The following is a 16,846-nucleotide window of genomic DNA, read 5'->3' on the forward strand; positions in this document are numbered from 1 at the left end:
TTGCATCCACGTCCTTTCCGACTTAGAAGAAACCGAGTTTATTCGGGTTATAGCTAACGAGTAGGTTTTTCGTCCGTTGGTAATGGTTGAGCATCATCTTATGGTTTTCACGTCCGATACCTGACATTTTGTAACCACCAAACGCCGCGTGAGCTGGATATTGGTGATAACAGTTCGTCCAGACGCGTCCTGCTTCGATCGCACGTCCAAATCGATAAGCACGGTTCATGTCACGTGTCCAGACGCCGGCACCAAGACCATATAACGTATCATTCGCGATTTCGAGTGCTTCTTCTTCCGTCTTGAATGTCGTGACCGACAGAACCGGTCCGAAAATTTCTTCTTGGAAGATTCGCATCTTATTGTGTCCTTTGAAGATCGTTGGTTGGATGTAATATCCTTCTGCGAGATCTCCTTCGAGCATGTTGCGCTCTCCACCAATAAGACATTCTGCGCCTTCCGACTTACCGATTTCCAGATATGAAAGGATTTTCTCCATCTGTTCGTTTGAAGCTTGAGCACCCATCATGACGTCCGAATCAAGAGGATTTCCAATCTTGATGGCTTTGACGCGCTCTAGAACACGTTCCATGAACGGCTCGTAAATTGATTCTTGAATCAAGGCACGCGACGGACACGTACAGACTTCTCCTTGGTTCAACGCAAACATCAGTAATCCTTCGATTGCTTTATCGAAGAAAGCATCATCTGCCTGCATGATATCCTCAAAGAAGATGTTCGGTGATTTCCCGCCAAGCTCGAGTGTGACCGGAATCAAGTTTTGTGATGCGTACTGCATGATCAAACGTCCTGTCGTCGTCTCACCCGTAAAGGCGATTTTGGCGATTCGTTTGCTTGAAGCGAGTGGTTTCCCTGCCTCGAGACCAAATCCATTGACGATGTTCACGACTCCAGGTGGCAATAAATCCTCGACAAGTTCCATGAGCACCATGATGCTCGCTGGTGTTTGTTCTGCTGGTTTTAAGACGACACAGTTTCCTGCTGCGAGAGCCGGTGCCAGTTTCCAGACAGCCATCAGGAGTGGGAAGTTCCACGGAATGATTTGACCAACGACGCCAAGTGGCTCATGGAAGTGATACGCTACCGTGTCTTGATCGAGTTCGCCGACCGAACCTTCTTGGGCACGGATGACGCCGGCGAAATAACGGAAGTGATCGATCGCGAGCGGTAGATCGGCGTTGAGTGTCTCGCGGACCGCTTTCCCGTTCTCAAGTGTCTCTGCATAAGCAAGCATCTCGAGGTTTTCTTCCATTCGATTCGCGATTTTATTTAAAATGTTTGAGCGTTCCGTTACAGACGTTTTCCCCCATGCTTCTTTTGCCGCGTGTGCTGCGTCAAGAGCCAGTTCGATGTCTTCCTTACCGGATCGAGCGACTTGGCACAATACTTTACCAGTGACCGGTGTGACATTATCAAAATATTCTCCCCCGACAGGTGCCGTCCACTTTCCATTGATGTAATTTTCATACCGTTCCTTGTACTGTACCTTTGACCCTTGCTTGTTCGGAATGTCATAAATCATGCGTTATTTCCTCCCTCAACTAAAATGGTCAAGCAGTGAGACGGATGCTTGTATGCGCTTACATTTTAATATAGGCTAAACAGCCCCCTCGATACCATCGTACCAAAATTATATGAAAAGTCAAAAAATTCCGGTAAATATTTGCGGTTTTTTTCGAGAAAAAAACATCTCCATTTTCGGGAGATGTTTTGCCGGTCAAGACCGTGTCGGGTCAATTCCGTCTTCTTGGTCAGACGGTGTATCGGAACTACCGAAATCACTCACTTTCGAGAATCCATCCGTATCACCGTCGATGTCTTTCCCGCGGGCTGTGACAGATGGGTCCAGTACATCTTCTTCACTTGGTCGCGAATTCGGATCGTTCTCGTTTTGTTCTGCCTCTTCTTTTGCATGCTTGATACATAATAGCGTTTCCGGAATGATATCAAGACGTTCAATCTCAATCTCTTTTCCACAGACTTCGCAAATACCGTACGTCCCGTCCTCGATCGCTTTTAGGGCACGATCCACATCAGAGAGCATATCCTCTTGCATGTCCGTGATCGCTTGATCGCGTTCGCGCAAGAACAATTCATCGCCGGAATCGGCAGGGTGATTATCGTAACTCGACAATTCACCTTCATCGTAATCCGTATCGCGTTGTTCGATGTTTGATGTCGTCTTTTCTTTTTCCTTTAATAATCGTTGCTTGAATTCTTCCGTCTGTTGTTTAGATAACATGATTGTTCGACTCCCCTTCGTTAGAACCTCTGTTAAGAATGTAGCCTATTCGAAGAAGAGTTAAACCATCACGAACACTTATAAGAACGAATTGATCCATGAAGATCACAGATGACCGTCATGCATTCATTCCCATCGTTAAAACAAATCTGATGTGATCGTCCGTTCTTGGATGTCGTGATGTCATCAATCCACAGTTGCGAAGCATCTGCCGAAGACAGCATCGCAATTTTGTCACGAATCATGAATAAATCAAACGGTAACAGATTCAAGGATTGAATCGTCAAACCATGTTTACGGAAGAGTGGATCAAGCTGATATTGCGAAAGACTATACAAACACTTCTCGGCCCCACCAATCAACAACTGAATCGAATGGGAAGGTTCATGACTATCGATGCGCTCTTTATGCAGGATGATTCGCCCTCGAACTCCAGACTCATTGAAAATTCGTTGCGTATCCTCTTGTGACAGGCGTGGTCCGCCTTCCTTGACCTTTAAGACGATGTGAGCGAATTCCGCGAAATCCGGTTTTCCGATTTCAAGCGCTGGGATATGACGGACTTCTTCACGTTCAATGATTTCAATCAAGTCACGCTCGACTTGGACACTGACCGTATCTGTTGAAAAGACACGGACGTCGATCACGAATTGATCAAGTACCGCATTTACTTCGATCGTATACGTCAAATCAAGATTTTTTTCTTGTTCAACCAACAAACGATTCAAGATGAGTTGATGCAATAAATGGACTGGTGTACGTGAAGAAAACTGACTCGAATAAATCAAATGTTTTGGTCCGGTTCCTTTTGTTGCTTTCGGTCGTGCTCCGTTTAATCTATATACGTTCACTTTATAATTCAACATATGATCACCTTCTCTTACCTGAAAAATCGGAATAGAGATGTTCCGTTCATATAGCGTACAATGTATTTTAATCGTTAAATATTCGTTTTCGAATATTCCAAATTTAATATACAAATTGTAATCAAATTATGATAGAAGAATTTCAAAAACTGGTTATTTCGATGACGATGCGCTACATGTTATTTGAAATACAAAACCACCCTTCACGTGACGTGAAAGGTGGTGCGCACACTTATTCTCAAGCAATCGAATTGACTTGTTGTTGCATTGCTTCATAATGTTCAATGATTCGAGATCCAAGTGGATCCGTTGCTGACAGTTTTAGGTATGCGTTTAACGCATCTTCAATTCCATGTTTCGTGATATACGCATTCAATTCAAAAGATTCTGAATCATTCGGATCGAAATAGGTTAGAGCTGCTGCGATCCCACGTGCTAATCCATCTGCTTCAATCCCACGCTCCATCAATTCCTTCGCTGGTTTGACGAGTCGGTCACTTGGACTCAGTTTACGAATCGGTGAGCGAGCGACACGTATGATTTCATCATGAATCCGCGGGTTTTCAAAGCGTTTCATATTCTTTTGGATATACGCACTATGGTCGACCGGATTAAAGCCGTACTTTTCAAGTAACAACCACCCTGTTTCGTAAAGTGCTGTCTGGACACCACGACGGATGCGTGGATCCGTTAGACTTTCAGCAATCGTCTCTTTACGGAACAGTGCTCCGAGGTACGAAGCAATCGCATGTCCCGTGTTGACGGTAAACAGCTTTCGCTCAATGAACGGTTCGATGTTCTCGACATAGGTGACACCTTCGATCCGTGGATAGGCTTCCGGTAGTCCAGTCGTCTCAATCACCCATTCAAAGAATTCTTCCACTTCGACGTACAACGGGTCTTCGTGATGTTGAAGCGGTACGATCCGGTCAACCGCTGCATTCGGGAAATACCAGTTCTCCGCTACGGGGTGATGTTTCGCTACCTCTGCTTGTAAGTGTTTTGACCCACCGATCATGTTCTCACACGCAATGACGTAGACAGGTGTCTGTTGATCACGTTGACGTAACCCTTCCGCGATCAAAGGAGCTACTTTCGACAACAAGCTCGGGCCAACAGCTGTTGTAATCACATCTGCATCGCGAATCGCTGCAATGACTTGATCCGGTTCAGATAAACTGTTGAGTGCTGTCACGCCGTTGACCCGTTCACGTCCTCCTTGTTCAGAGGCATAACCTACTTCGTAGGTTTGTCTCGTTTTTAATGCATCGACGACCGTCGTATTGACATCTACGAAACAGACTTCGTAACCCGTCTTGACGAGTTGTAACCCGATGAACCCACGTCCGATGTTACCGGCACCAAAATGGATGGCTTTCATGGTTACACCTCCGCTGTCAATAAGGCGATGATTTCTTCTTTTGACGTCGCTGCCACGATACGCTCGACGTTCTCCTCATCGGAGCAAATGACCGCGATATTCGATAGCAACTCGAGGTGTTCGTCCCCAACGCCAGCGATGCCGATGACGAGTCGTGCTTGTTCCGTTCCGAACGCTACGCCTTGCGGTACTTGTAGAATCGATAGTCCTGTTTTCTTGACCTGCGATTTAGCCGACTCTGTTCCGTGTGGAATCGCGACATGGTTGCCGATGTAGACCGTTGATAAAGCGTGACGCTCCTGCATTGAATCGATATAACCCGCTTCGACATATCCGTGATCGACGAGGAGTTGACCGGCAGCCGTAATGGCTGCCGTCTCGTCTGCGAATTGTTGATCCAGTAGTACAAGTTCCGGTGAAAGGTTCATTGTCGTTGTCATGTTTATTCCTCCTTGAGTATCTCTATCTTTATTTTTAAGAAATCTTATTCCGTGCTGTTTCGATCTCATGGACAAGTTGATCATAATATCCGGCATTCAGGAAATTATCGACTGATCGGTGTTCTGCCGTTGGGACCTGCTCCATTGCTCGCTCCGTCAAATCACGATGCGTGATGATCAGTTCAGCGTTTTGCGGCAATTGACTGATCGACGTATTCGTCACTTTGATCGGTAAGCCCGCTTTGTTGATTTTATTGCGAAGGACGGATGCCCCCATCGCACTCGATCCCATACCAGCGTCACAAGCGAAAATGATATGTTCGACTTCTGCAAGTGGTTTAGCATCAGCTGAAACGAGTGTCGAGGCAATCGATTGTTTGCCTTTCATCGCACTGACGTTCGCGCTTGCTTCTTCAAGCGATGTCTCTTTTGCTTTGCTTGTTTTCAATAAGACAGTCGAGACAACGAATGTCACAGATGCTGAAACAAGGACACCAGCGATCAATCCGGCATAAGAGCCGCGGGATGCCATCGCAAGGACAGCGATGATACTACCTGGTGAAGCAGGTGCAACTAAACCGACATCAAATAGGACGAATGTGAGGATCCCACTCATACCACCTGCGATCATCGCAAGCAATAAGACCGGCTTCATCAAGACATATGGGAAGTAAATTTCGTGAATCCCACCGATGAACTGAATGAACGCAGCACCCGGTGCTGTTTTCTTTGCTGCACCAGAACCGAAGAAAGAGTAAGCGAGTAACAATCCGAGACCCGGACCTGGGTTGGCTTCGAGTAGGAACAGTACCGATTTTCCTGCTTCATTCACTTGATCGAGACCAAGAGGGCTTAAGATGCCGTGGTTGATGGCGTTATTTAAGAATAAAATTTTCGCTGGTTCGATGAACAAACTAGCAAGCGGTAATAAGTGAGCACTGACGATCGCACCAACTGCTGCAGCCATGATGTCGTCAAGACCTGTCATGAGTGGTCCGAATAACTTGAACCCGCCGAGCATCAACAAACCACCAATGATTCCGACCGAGAAATTGTTGACGAGCATCTCGAGACCCGGTTTGACTTTTCCTTCGATCAACTGATCGAACTTTTTGATGACGTATCCGCCAAGTGGTCCCATGATCATGGCACCGAGGAACATCGGAATCTCTGTTCCGACGATGACCCCCATCGTCGCGAGCGTCCCGACGACGCCCCCTCTGACGTCATGCATTAATTTCCCGCCTGTGTATCCGATTAGCAACGGTAAGAGATAGGTGATCGTCGGACCGACGAGTTCACCGAGTTCCTTATTTGGTGCCCATCCAGTTGGGATGAACAGTGCAGTGATGATCCCCCAGGCGATGAATGCACCGATGTTCGGCATGACCATACCGCTTAAAAAGCTTCCGAACCGTTGAACTTGTACACGGATGCCCCGTGCTCCATTTTGAGCTGTCGCCATTGCGTTAGCCTCCATTTCGTGTATGAATTGATAAGATGATTGCTTTGCTATGCCCTTATTGTAAGAGCATTGCAAGCGCTTACTCAATCTTTCCTAGTTCAGTCTTTGTCCAAGAAGTTGGACATACTGGAAAGAAGCCTGCCTGACCTAAAAAATCCCTGTCACTTCAGGAATGGAGTGACAGGGATTTTTCAAGTGTGACCTAGGAATTGATCAATGACCGTTCGAAACGTTCGATTCAAAAGCAGACGTATCGTCTGTTCCTCCCCGAACTCGAATTGATCCATTTGTTCGGGACTCTCGATGATCGCAGCACTGATCGAACTGAGTAATTCAAGTAGTTCATTCGAGGTCTCTTCCGGTGCGACCAAGACAAGGAGCCGTTCGACGGATTGTAACTGTTGATCCATCCCGAGTAAGTCGATCGGTTCAGGTAATTCAAAGATAAGAAATCCCCCTCGTTGAATCGTCGCATCGCGTCCGTGAAATAGCGCAAGCCGCGTTCCGGGAATACCGAGACCTGACATCTCATGACGACGTAACAATTGTCCAGAGAGCGAAATAGCTGATTTCGCTAATCCTTGCTCAACCATACGTGTACTGATCTCAAACAAGAGCGATTCAATCCCATCTCCCACCCGCTCTAACCGTTCCATTCGGAATCCGTCCGATACTTGAATGGACGATGCAACGAGCCGATGCAATTGCTCAAGATCGAGCCATTCCGTTTTCGTCTTTCGCGGTGCCGGTTGAAAGGATTTAGGCAATGCGAGAATTAATTTCCGAATCCGTTCGACCTCATCCTGAGGAAGCAACGGGTTGACGAGAAGATGTGGTGGGCGAATGTCAGGCAACGGCACAGTCGACAAAACGAAGTCGTACGAGTCGATTGGTAACCGTTCGATGCCAAACAGGGACGAGTTATCGATGTGCTCGAGTTCAGCGAATTCTTGCCGTAACCGGTTCATCAACAACTTCGAGGAACCGAGTCCAGCAGAGCAGACGACTAGAACACGATACGGGAGTTTTGGTGTCGGTTTGCTGAGAACGGCACCGAAATGCATGACCCAAAATGCTAAATCTACGTCTTCAAATGTCGCATCGGTGAAGATCGACAGTGCTGCTTGTTTGACCGCATCAAACAAGCGCGGATATTCCCGTTCAATTTGTTTGATGACATAGGACGGATTGACGCTATTTTGACGGGTGTACGATTGAATATGCGAGACGAGTCCGCGTTCTAGCGCATGATCCTTCGTAAAGTTCGTTCCATATAGTAAGGAGACATGCTCAATCAATCGTTTTACACGAAGGCGCGTGACGAGTTCTTCCGTATCTCCTGCGTCCGATTGAAAGAAAGCACGCAATTCTTCTGATAACCATTGGCGTTCGGCAATCGACAACGTGTCAGGTAATCGCTCTTCGACGCGTTCCACCCATTTGAGGATTTCGACCGGATACGCTTTTAACTCGTAACGCATCGGAAACTGCTCTTTGCGTAACGCTTGTAAAGCTAAGCTGAGTGTCGCACGCATGATTTGTCGGTCATTGAGACGCCCTTCTTTCGTCAATGGCGCTATGACCGCGTACGCTTGATTGATCATCTCAAGCCAGGATGTTCGATTCATGCGTAACAGATGAGGTAATTGCCCAGCGTCGCCTTGTAACAACCGATAGAAAGCGAGAACATCCCATTGCGTAAAGATCAATGAAATCAGTAAACGGCGTTTGTTGATTTCTTCGCCGATGACTTCGGCACCAATCCCTTTTTTGCGCTTGATTTCAAGGTCATATTGTAGAAACCACTCATCAATCCGCTCTAAATCCTGGCTAACCGTGCTCGGAGCCACATACATCGCATGGGCGATTGCCTGTAATTTGACCATCCCTTCTTCTTGTAGTAGCCGATACGCTAACTCGACTTGGCGATCTTCAGCGTTCGGTAATTGTTTATGTGACAACAAGAGTTGGTCCCGTAATGCATGTTTGGCTTCGTCCGTTCCCTCAATTAAGAGACCTCTGCCGCGAACATATGTCAAACGCAAATCATGATCTTCTAAAGACTGGGCAAGACGATCGCGTTCACGTTGAATCGTTCGTTCCGATGTCTCGAGCGTTTCCGCAATCTCTTGTATTTGAACAGGTTCCTCGCGTGATAAGAGGAAAAATAAGATATCATGTTCCCGTGGTGTAAATTCAGTCATGCAGCCTCACTCTTTTCTGCCAAGATTCGAGGATGACGTCATATGCAGTCGGATCAAGAATCCGCTCGACGGCATGAACAGTACAATGCGCTTTCCATACGTGTCGATGGACGAGTTGTGCCTCTCCAACGATAAAAGATGCCTGATTAGGAAGGTCTACGATTCGACATGTCTTGACGTCCGTCGTAATCCCGCAACCAAGTAAGCGCTTTCTTAAAATCGTAGCTCCCATGACACTACTTGCCATTCCACTCTCGCATACGAAATAGATGATTTCTGGATTCATCCGTCATACCTCCTCTTCATTTTATAAGAATAGCAGAAATATTTTCGGTGTTTCACCTTGAAACAAAATCAATAGTTATTTTCGAACTGGCAGATTTCTTTGCCAAACACAAAAAAGCCTGGATTTCCGATGTTGCCAGAAAATCCAGACGATGTGATTTAGCCGGTTTGTTGCATTGCTTTTAAATATTGTCCAACGGCTTCTGCTACTTCACGACCTTCGCGAATCGCCCAGACGATCAATGATTGACCACGTCTTGCGTCACCTGCGGCAAATACGCCTGGTCGGTTCGTCGCGTAACGTGTCGTCTTGATTTTCCCGCGTTCCGAGGCGACTGCTAAATGTTCGAGTACATTCTCTTCGACACCACTGAATCCGATGGCGATCCAGACTTGATCGACCGGGAAGTAACGATCGCTCCCTTCGATCTCCTCGAAGATCACTGCTCCCGATTCATTTTTTGTTTTCGTCGTCTGAATCGTCCAGACACCAGTGACTTGCCCGGATTCACTTGTCGTGAATCGCTTGATCGCGATCAAATATTCACGAGGATCCCGACCGAATTGTTGCAATGCTTCTGCGTACCCATAATCGATGGAGTAGAGTGACGGTGTATCGGGCCACATGTTTCCTGCTGCACGCGTCGTTCCCGGTTGTTCATGTTTACCGAATTGGACGACGGAACGACAACGTTGACGGAGTGCTGTTGCCACACAGTCTGCTCCGGTATCGCCTCCACCGATGACGAGAATATCTTTATCTTTTGCGTCATGATCAGCAGACAACGGTTCTTGCGAGAGCACGTGACGTGTCACCCCTGTCAAATAATCCATCGCATAACCAACTCCACGCGTTGGCGCGTCCATCAATTTGCGTGGTTCCGTCGCGCCGACACATAAGATGACGGCGTCATACTCCGCTTCAAGTGTCTCGAGAGTGATATCTGCGCCGATTGTGACGTTCGTCCGGAAGTGGATCCCTTCTGCTTCCAGCAAATCAACACGGCGCTGTACGACCTCTTTATCGAGTTTCATGGCTGGTATACCGTACGTGAGTAAACCGCCAATCCGATCTTCCCGCTCGTAGACCGTCACTTGGTGACCGACTTGATTCAGCTGATCGGCAGCCGCAAGACCAGCAGGACCAGATCCAACGATGGCAATCGAACGTGTCGATCGTATTGCTGGAATACGGGGCACGACCCATCCTTTTTCAAAGCCGATGTCGATGATCGTCCGTTCGATATCTTTGATCGCGACCGCAGGTTCATGAATCGACAACGTACACGATCCTTCACATGGCGCCGGGCAGACGCGACCCGTGAATTCTGGGAAATTGTTCGTCTCAAGCAATCGATCGAGTGCCTCTTGAAAACGTCCTTCTTCTACGAGCAAGTTCCATTCTGGAATCAAGTTATAGACTGGACAACCAATTTTCACTTGATCAAATACTTCCCCCACATGGCAAAACGGAGTGCCACAATCCATACATCGACTAGCTTGTTGACTCGCTTCTGCTTCCGTCAAAGCCGTCTTATATTCCTTAAAATCTCCCACTCGTTCGCTTGGATGTCGTTCCGTCCCACCCGAACGAGCAACTGTCATGAATTGATCGCGTCGTTTCATCGTACCCCTCCTGTTCTGCGCCCTAGATGTGTCTCAAATGCGAGCAACATCGCTTCTTCGGTGTTGTGTCCTTGTTTTGCGAAATCAGCCATCAACGTCGTCACTTTCTCATACGTTGAAGGAATGACGCGGATGAACGAATGAATGACATGATCCCAGTTCGCTAGAATCGCATCTCCCTGCTCACTTCCGGTCCGTGCGACGTGACGTTCGATGAACGTCTTCAGTCGCGCAATCTCTTCGACATGCGTGACAGGTCCCGTCGAAACGAGTTCGCGGTTGACGCGCTGTAAAAATTGTTCAGGATGACGCGGCAAGACATAGGCGACACCACCTGACATACCGGCAGCAAAGTTTTTTCCGACATCGCCAAGGATGACGACGGATCCACCGGTCATATACTCGAGTCCATGGTTGCCGATTCCTTCGACGACGGCGACGGCTCCACTGTTTCGAACCGCAAATCGCTCACCTGCCTGACCGTTGACATAGAGCTCTCCACTGGTCGCCCCGTAAAGTGCGACATTACCGATGATCGACTGATCGGACGAGACGAACGAAATCGAACGTGGAGGATGAACGGCGATGATTCCTCCGGACAATCCTTTCCCGACGTAATCATTCGCTTCTCCCGTGACATCAAGCGTTACGCCGCGTGGTAAATACGCACCTAAACTTTGTCCGGCAGATCCATTCAGTTCAAGTTTCAATCGATCCGTTGGCAGACCGAGAGCCCCAAACCGTCTTGTCAGCATGGCACCGGTCTGTGTTCCGATCGCACGGTCTGTATTTTGAATCGTTAAACGTAGTGTCTGAGGCTGACTGAAGTCTGCCGCCTCCAAATACGGCGAGATTTCACGCGCGTCAAAGGAACGCTCGACATGATGCTGTTGTTGTTCAGCCGGACCGTGTGTCACATGGACGAGGAGACGCGAAAAATCAAGACTCTTCGCTTTCCAATGCGTCCGTTGACGTTCTGACGGTTCGAGTAAATCCGTACGCCCTACGAGATCTTGTAGTCGGCTTACACCGAGCTTTGCTAAATGTTCTCGTACTTCCTTTGCGATGAACGTCATGAAATGAACGACGTCATCGGCAGATCCCGTGAATTTCTTACGGAGCTCTGGATCTTGCGTCGCGACACCAACAGGACACGTATCGAGATGACACGCACGCATCATGATACATCCGACGGCGATGAGCGGAGCTGTCGCAAACCCATACTCATTCGCTCCGAGCATTGCGGCGAGGATGACGTCGCGACCAGTCAATAGCTTTCCGTCGGTTTCAAGGACGACACGCTCGCGCAACCCGTTTAATGTCAACGTTTGGTGCGTCTCAGCAAGACCAAGTTCCCATGGCAGTCCGGCATGTTGAATACTCGTCTTCGGCGAGGCACCCGTACCGCCGTCATGACCACTGATGACGATAACGTCCGCAAGCCCCTTCGCAACTCCAGCTGCGATCGTTCCAACGCCACCTTTTGCGACAAGTTTGACGCTAATCCGGGCTTGATCGTTCGCGCGTTTTAAGTCATGAATCAACTGCGCCAAATCTTCAATCGAATAGATATCATGGTGTGGAGGAGGGGAAATCAATCCAACACCCGGTGTCGATGCACGCACCCGAGCAATCCACGGATAGACTTTTTCACCAGGCAATTGACCACCTTCACCAGGCTTCGCACCTTGTGCCACCTTGATTTGTAATTCGTCCGCGTGAACGAGGTAATGACTCGTCACCCCAAAACGACCAGAAGCGATCTGTTTGATTCGACTCATCCGGAAGTCACCATTTTCATCGCGTTCGTAACGTTCCTCCTCTTCACCGCCTTCACCACTATTACTCTTACCACCTAATCGGTTCATTGCGATCGCAAGCGTCTCGTGCGCTTCTTTTGATAACGATCCGTATGACATCGCACCCGTCTTGAAGTATTTGACGATTTCGCTGACAGGCTCAACTTCTTCAATTGGGATCGCCTTCGTCTCCTTGAACGTCAACAGATGTCGTAGCACCGTTGCCGGTTCCTCCTGAATGCGTTGAGCATACTTTTGATAAAGCCGGTAATCATTCGTCCGGCATGCGTGTTGCAACAAATGAATCGTTGCTGGGTTAAAGGCATGATGTTCTCCTGCTTGACGGTACCGGAAGACACTACCGGACTCTAAATAAATCCGTTCATCTGCAACCTGTTGTGCTCGTCGGACTTCTTCTTCCATCAGTTCAAGCGTCATCCCGCTCAATTGAGAAACCGTACCAGTGAAATGCTGGTCGATGACGGCGTGGTCGATTCCGACTGCTTCAAAGATTTGCGCACCACGGTAGCTGAAGACCGTCGAAATGCCCATCTTCGACATGACTTTGACGACGCCTTCCGTGACTGCTTTTTGGTAACGTTTGTCGACATCCGTAAAACGATCCCCTACCGCTTCTTCAAGCGTCGCATATGCCAGGTACGGATAAATCGCATCCGCACCATATCCGAGCAACGTCGCGACATGGTGGACTTCACGAATCTCTCCCCCTTCAACGATCAAGCTGAGATTTGTACGTAATCCCTTGCGGATCAGCGCATGATGAATCGCACTCGTCACTAAGAGGATTGGCATCGGCAATGTGCCGGGGCGTACGAGACGATCCGATAACGTCAATAATTCATAACCGTTTCGTGCAGCGGTCACAGCCTCATCAACGATCATGTCAAGCGCTTCTGCAAGCGAGTCGGTGAACGTCGTCGAAATCGTTTTTTGCTTGAGCCCACTTTGTTTGAGCGCATGGGCTTCGTCTGGTCGTAGAATCGGTGTCTCTAAGCGAACACGACGACAGTTCGCGCGGTTCGGCGTCAACAGCTCCCCTTGTCGACCAAGCCATGTCAGCGTCGAGGTGACGATCTCTTCGCGTAACGCGTCAATTGGTGGATTCGTGACTTGTGCGAACAGTTGCTTGAAATATCGGAACAAGGATTGAGGGCGTTCACTTAAGACCGCTAGCGGTATATCCGTCCCCATCGCACCTAACGGATCCTTTTGTTCTTCAACGAGGGGGATCAAGTATTGATCGATATCTTCACGCGTATATCCGAAGTGTCGTTGTTTCGTTCCAAGTTCAACGAGTGTTTCCTTGAAGTCGTTACTTGAAAGGGAAACGACTTCTTGCGCGAGCCACTCCGCGTAGGGATGACGTGTCGCGAGTTCCCGTTTGATCTCTTCATCTGCAATCAACTGACCGGACGCAAAGTCGAGTAAAAGCAGTTCACCCGGTGCTAATCGTTTTTTGTACAGGATGTCTTGTTCACGAAGAGGGAGTACTCCTGCTTCTGACGACAACATGAAGTGTCCATCGCGTAACAGCACATATCGCGCTGGGCGTAAACCGTTTCGATCGAGCGTCGCACCAATCTGCTTCCCGTTCGTAAAGACGATGGCAGACGGACCATCCCATGGTTCCATCATGCTACTATGGTACTCATAATACGCGCGCTTCGCCGGTCTGATCTCAGCGTGTTCGAATGGTTCCGGTACGAGCATCAGTGCTGTCTCAGCGAGCGAGAGTCCGGACAGATGAAGAAACTCAAACGCATTATCAAGCATCGACGAGTCACTACCTGTCTCATCTAGAATCGGTAACACTTCCTCTGCCCGATTACCATACGTCGTCTCAGCAAGTCGACGTTCTCGACCGCGCATCGCCCGAATATTTCCTTGCAACGTATTGATTTCGCCGTTGTGAATCAAATAACGGTTCGGATGGGCACGTTTCCAACTGGGGAACGTATTCGTACTAAAACGCGAATGCACGATACCAAATCCTGATTGATAACGCTCGTCTCGTAAGTCATCGAAGTACGCGCGCAATTGATCCGTCGTCACGAGTCCTTTGTAAACGATTGTTTCACTCGAGCTACTCAAGACGTATTGTTCAAGACCGAGTTGCTCCGATTCACGTTCAAATGCGCGACGAATCAAAAAGAGTGTTCGTTCAAATGTCAATCCTTCCATCGCTTGTGCACCAATGAAACATTGACGAATGACTGGCTCCGTGCGGCGGGCACCCGACCCAAGCACTTCGGACTGAACAGGTACGGTACGCCATCCTAAGACGTCTTGTCCTTCCGTCAAGATGATGGATTCTAACGTTCGTTCGAGTCGCATCCGTTCCCGTTCCTCACGTGGTAAGAACATCATGAAAACGCCATAATCCCCTTTTTTAGGGAAGGAAATGTGACGAACCGTTTCACGAAATAAACGATCTGGTAATTGCGTTAAAATACCCGCCCCGTCTCCCGTCTTCGCATCGCTTCCTTGTCCACCACGGTGTTCCATTTGACAAAGCATGGCCAATGCATGTTCAACGATTTCATGACTCGCTCGTCCTGTTTGATGTGCGTAAACCCCGATCCCGCACGCATCATGTTCCATACGAGGGTCGTATAATCCCTGCTGTTCAGGGTATTGATGAAATGTCATAGTAGCACTCTCCTTGCCTTCTTAATTTTCTGTATATTCAGTTAAATTATACTTTACACCCTTTTATGTTTATTCGCTACTATGCATAATCACCATTTCGTTCAACCTTTGAAGGTAGAATTACCATATATCAACATTGATAACGCTTACATAAACTTGGATATTCATTCAATATTTTTTTTGGTTGAATTCTACACTTTGTGCGCGTATTACTTTGCCCGAACATATGATTCCGTGGTATTTTTAACTATGAAAAGAGTTATTGATCATGGAAATAAAGAGAGGAATAATACAATGAAAAAAACAATGCAATTTACGGGTCTCTTGATCGCAGGAAGCTCGATCTTATTAAGCGCATGTGGTCAGCAAGAGGAGAAGGCAACCGCATATGACAAGATTCAAAAAGAAGGAACGATCGTCGTCGCGACGGCTGGTACACTTTATCCGACATCTTATCATGAAGAGAAAAACAATAAGTTGACTGGATTTGATGTCGAAGTCGTCAAAGAAGTAGCAAAACGTCTTGATTTGAAAGTGAAATTCAAAGAGATGTCATTTGACGGTATGTTGACAAGCGTCAATACAGGTCAAGTCGATCTTGCCGCTAACGACATTACAATTACCGATGATCGTAAAGAAAAATTCGCGTTCTCTAAACCATATAAATATACGTATGGTACGGCAATCGTCCGTAAAAGTGACTTATCAGGCATCAAGTCTCTTGAAGACTTGAAAGGGAAAAAAGCTGCCGGAGAAGCTACAACGACATATATGCAGATTGCTAAAAAATACGGTGCAAAAGAAGTCACGTACGATAACGCGACGAACGATCAATATCTTCGAGATGTCTCAAATGGTCGAACAGACGTCATCTTGAATGATTACTACTTGCAAACACTCGCTGTCGATTTCTTCAAGGACTTCGATATTACGATTCATCCTGATATCGCTTATAATCCAAGTCAAGTTGGTTTAATCATGGATTTAGATAACAAGGAACTTCAATCCAACATTAACGAACAACTCGATAAAATGAAGGAAGATGGCACGTTAAAGGAAATTTCGAAGCAATTCTATGCCGGAAAAGATGTTTCCCAAATGCCTGACGTCAAAACGACGATCGTCGATGTGAATTAACGATGTCTTCGATTGATTGGCGGTCCGTCTTCAATCCGGAATTGGCGGTCGAATCGTTTCCTTATATTTTAAGTGGACTGGGACAGACGCTATGGATTTCCTTGCTCAGTATGACCATTGGTCTCGGAATCGGGTTAATCCTTGCCCTTTGCCGTCTGTCTCGTTTTCGTGTATTGCGTATTGGAGCGAGCGCCTACATCTCGTTCATGCGAGGTGTTCCGATTCTCGTGTTGCTGTTCATGTTGTATTTTGGACTGCCGGTCATCAATATTCAACTTGACGCGTTAACAGCAGCCATCACCGGTTTTAGTTTGAACAGTGCGGCGTACATGGCGGAGATCATTCGCTCCTCCTTGTTGTCGATTGATCGTGGTCAAGAAGAGGCGGCAGCGTCACTCGGTTTATCTAAGTATCGGACGTTTGTCGGCATCATTTTGCCACAAGCGATCCGGATTGCCATCCCACCACTCTCAAACGTTTTGCTTGATTTGGTTAAAGCTTCATCGCTTGCTGCCATGATTACAGTTCCTGAGATTTTTCAAAAAGCAAAAATTGTCGGTGGGCGCGAATTCGATTATATGACCGTTTATTTTGTCGTTGCGTTCATTTACTGGGGAATCTGTTCTTGTATCGCAGTCATTCAAGAGGTTCTCGAACGTCGTTTTGCGAGGTATCTGTGATTCATTGATATACAGTTATACAAACAGGCG

Annotated in this window: 12 protein-coding genes; 2 read left to right on the forward strand and 10 right to left on the reverse strand. The window is 47.6% G+C overall.

The genetic code is table 11. From position 1 onward, the window contains the following. Positions 1-22: 22 nt before the first annotated feature. The 10 genes from adh to gltB all read right to left on the reverse strand — a co-directional run bounded on the left by adh (position 23) and on the right by gltB (position 14,999). A complete protein-coding gene (adh, locus tag K7G97_RS09765; RefSeq protein ID WP_055968451.1) occupies positions 23-1,543 on the reverse strand; it encodes an aldehyde dehydrogenase in 1,521 nt (506 codons plus the stop codon). A 195-nt stretch (positions 1,544-1,738) separates the two neighbouring features. Continuing rightward, positions 1,739-2,263, reverse strand: a complete 525-nt coding sequence (locus tag K7G97_RS09770; RefSeq protein WP_223040475.1) for a TraR/DksA C4-type zinc finger protein — start codon at positions 2,261-2,263, stop codon at positions 1,739-1,741. Positions 2,264-2,331: 68 nt separating this feature from the next. Then, positions 2,332-3,129: a hypothetical protein gene (locus K7G97_RS09775; protein WP_214728301.1), complete on the reverse strand. Its 798-nt coding sequence runs from the start codon at positions 3,127-3,129 to the stop codon at positions 2,332-2,334. A 238-nt stretch (positions 3,130-3,367) separates the two neighbouring features. Beyond that, positions 3,368-4,510: a mannitol-1-phosphate 5-dehydrogenase gene (locus tag K7G97_RS09780; protein ID WP_223040476.1), complete on the reverse strand. Its 1,143-nt coding sequence runs from the start codon at positions 4,508-4,510 to the stop codon at positions 3,368-3,370. 2 nt (positions 4,511-4,512) lie between these two features. Beyond that, the gene (locus K7G97_RS09785; protein WP_200934376.1) at positions 4,513-4,950 is read right to left on the reverse strand and encodes a PTS mannitol transporter subunit IIA; all 438 of its coding nucleotides are present in this window, start codon (positions 4,948-4,950) and stop codon (positions 4,513-4,515) included. Between the two features lie 34 nt (positions 4,951-4,984). Beyond that, on the reverse strand, positions 4,985-6,415 hold the full coding sequence (locus tag K7G97_RS09790; protein WP_223040477.1) for a PTS mannitol transporter subunit IIBC: 1,431 nt from the start codon (positions 6,413-6,415) through the stop codon (positions 4,985-4,987). A 191-nt stretch (positions 6,416-6,606) separates the two neighbouring features. Further along, a complete protein-coding gene (locus K7G97_RS09795) occupies positions 6,607-8,619 on the reverse strand; it encodes a BglG family transcription antiterminator (protein WP_223040478.1) in 2,013 nt (670 codons plus the stop codon). After that, positions 8,612-8,905, reverse strand: coding sequence for a PTS sugar transporter subunit IIB (locus K7G97_RS09800; RefSeq protein WP_223040479.1), 294 nt, complete (start codon positions 8,903-8,905; stop codon positions 8,612-8,614). Before K7G97_RS09800 ends, K7G97_RS09795 begins: the two co-directional genes overlap by 8 nt. Before the next feature lie 158 nt (positions 8,906-9,063). Continuing rightward, on the reverse strand, positions 9,064-10,530 hold the full coding sequence (locus K7G97_RS09805) for a glutamate synthase subunit beta (protein WP_223040480.1): 1,467 nt from the start codon (positions 10,528-10,530) through the stop codon (positions 9,064-9,066). After that, positions 10,527-14,999 (reverse strand): glutamate synthase large subunit, encoded by a 4,473-nt coding sequence (gene gltB, locus K7G97_RS09810; RefSeq protein WP_223040481.1) that lies wholly within the window; start codon positions 14,997-14,999, stop codon positions 10,527-10,529. The genes K7G97_RS09805 and gltB overlap by 4 nt, the downstream gene beginning before the upstream one ends. A gap of 294 nt (positions 15,000-15,293) precedes the next feature. On the opposite strand from gltB, the gene K7G97_RS09815 reads away from it, so the two are divergent. Both K7G97_RS09815 and K7G97_RS09820 read left to right on the forward strand, forming a co-directional pair. Continuing rightward, positions 15,294-16,136 carry a transporter substrate-binding domain-containing protein gene (locus K7G97_RS09815; RefSeq protein ID WP_058705360.1) on the forward strand — a complete coding sequence of 281 codons (843 nt, stop codon included), beginning with the start codon at positions 15,294-15,296 and terminating at the stop codon, positions 16,134-16,136. A gap of 2 nt (positions 16,137-16,138) precedes the next feature. Next, the gene (locus K7G97_RS09820; protein WP_223040482.1) at positions 16,139-16,816 is read left to right on the forward strand and encodes an amino acid ABC transporter permease; all 678 of its coding nucleotides are present in this window, start codon (positions 16,139-16,141) and stop codon (positions 16,814-16,816) included. Positions 16,817-16,846 lie beyond the last annotated feature (30 nt).

The organism is Exiguobacterium acetylicum (assembly GCF_019890935.1).
Classification (GTDB): Bacteria; Bacillota; Bacilli; order Exiguobacteriales; family Exiguobacteriaceae; genus Exiguobacterium_A; species Exiguobacterium_A abrahamii.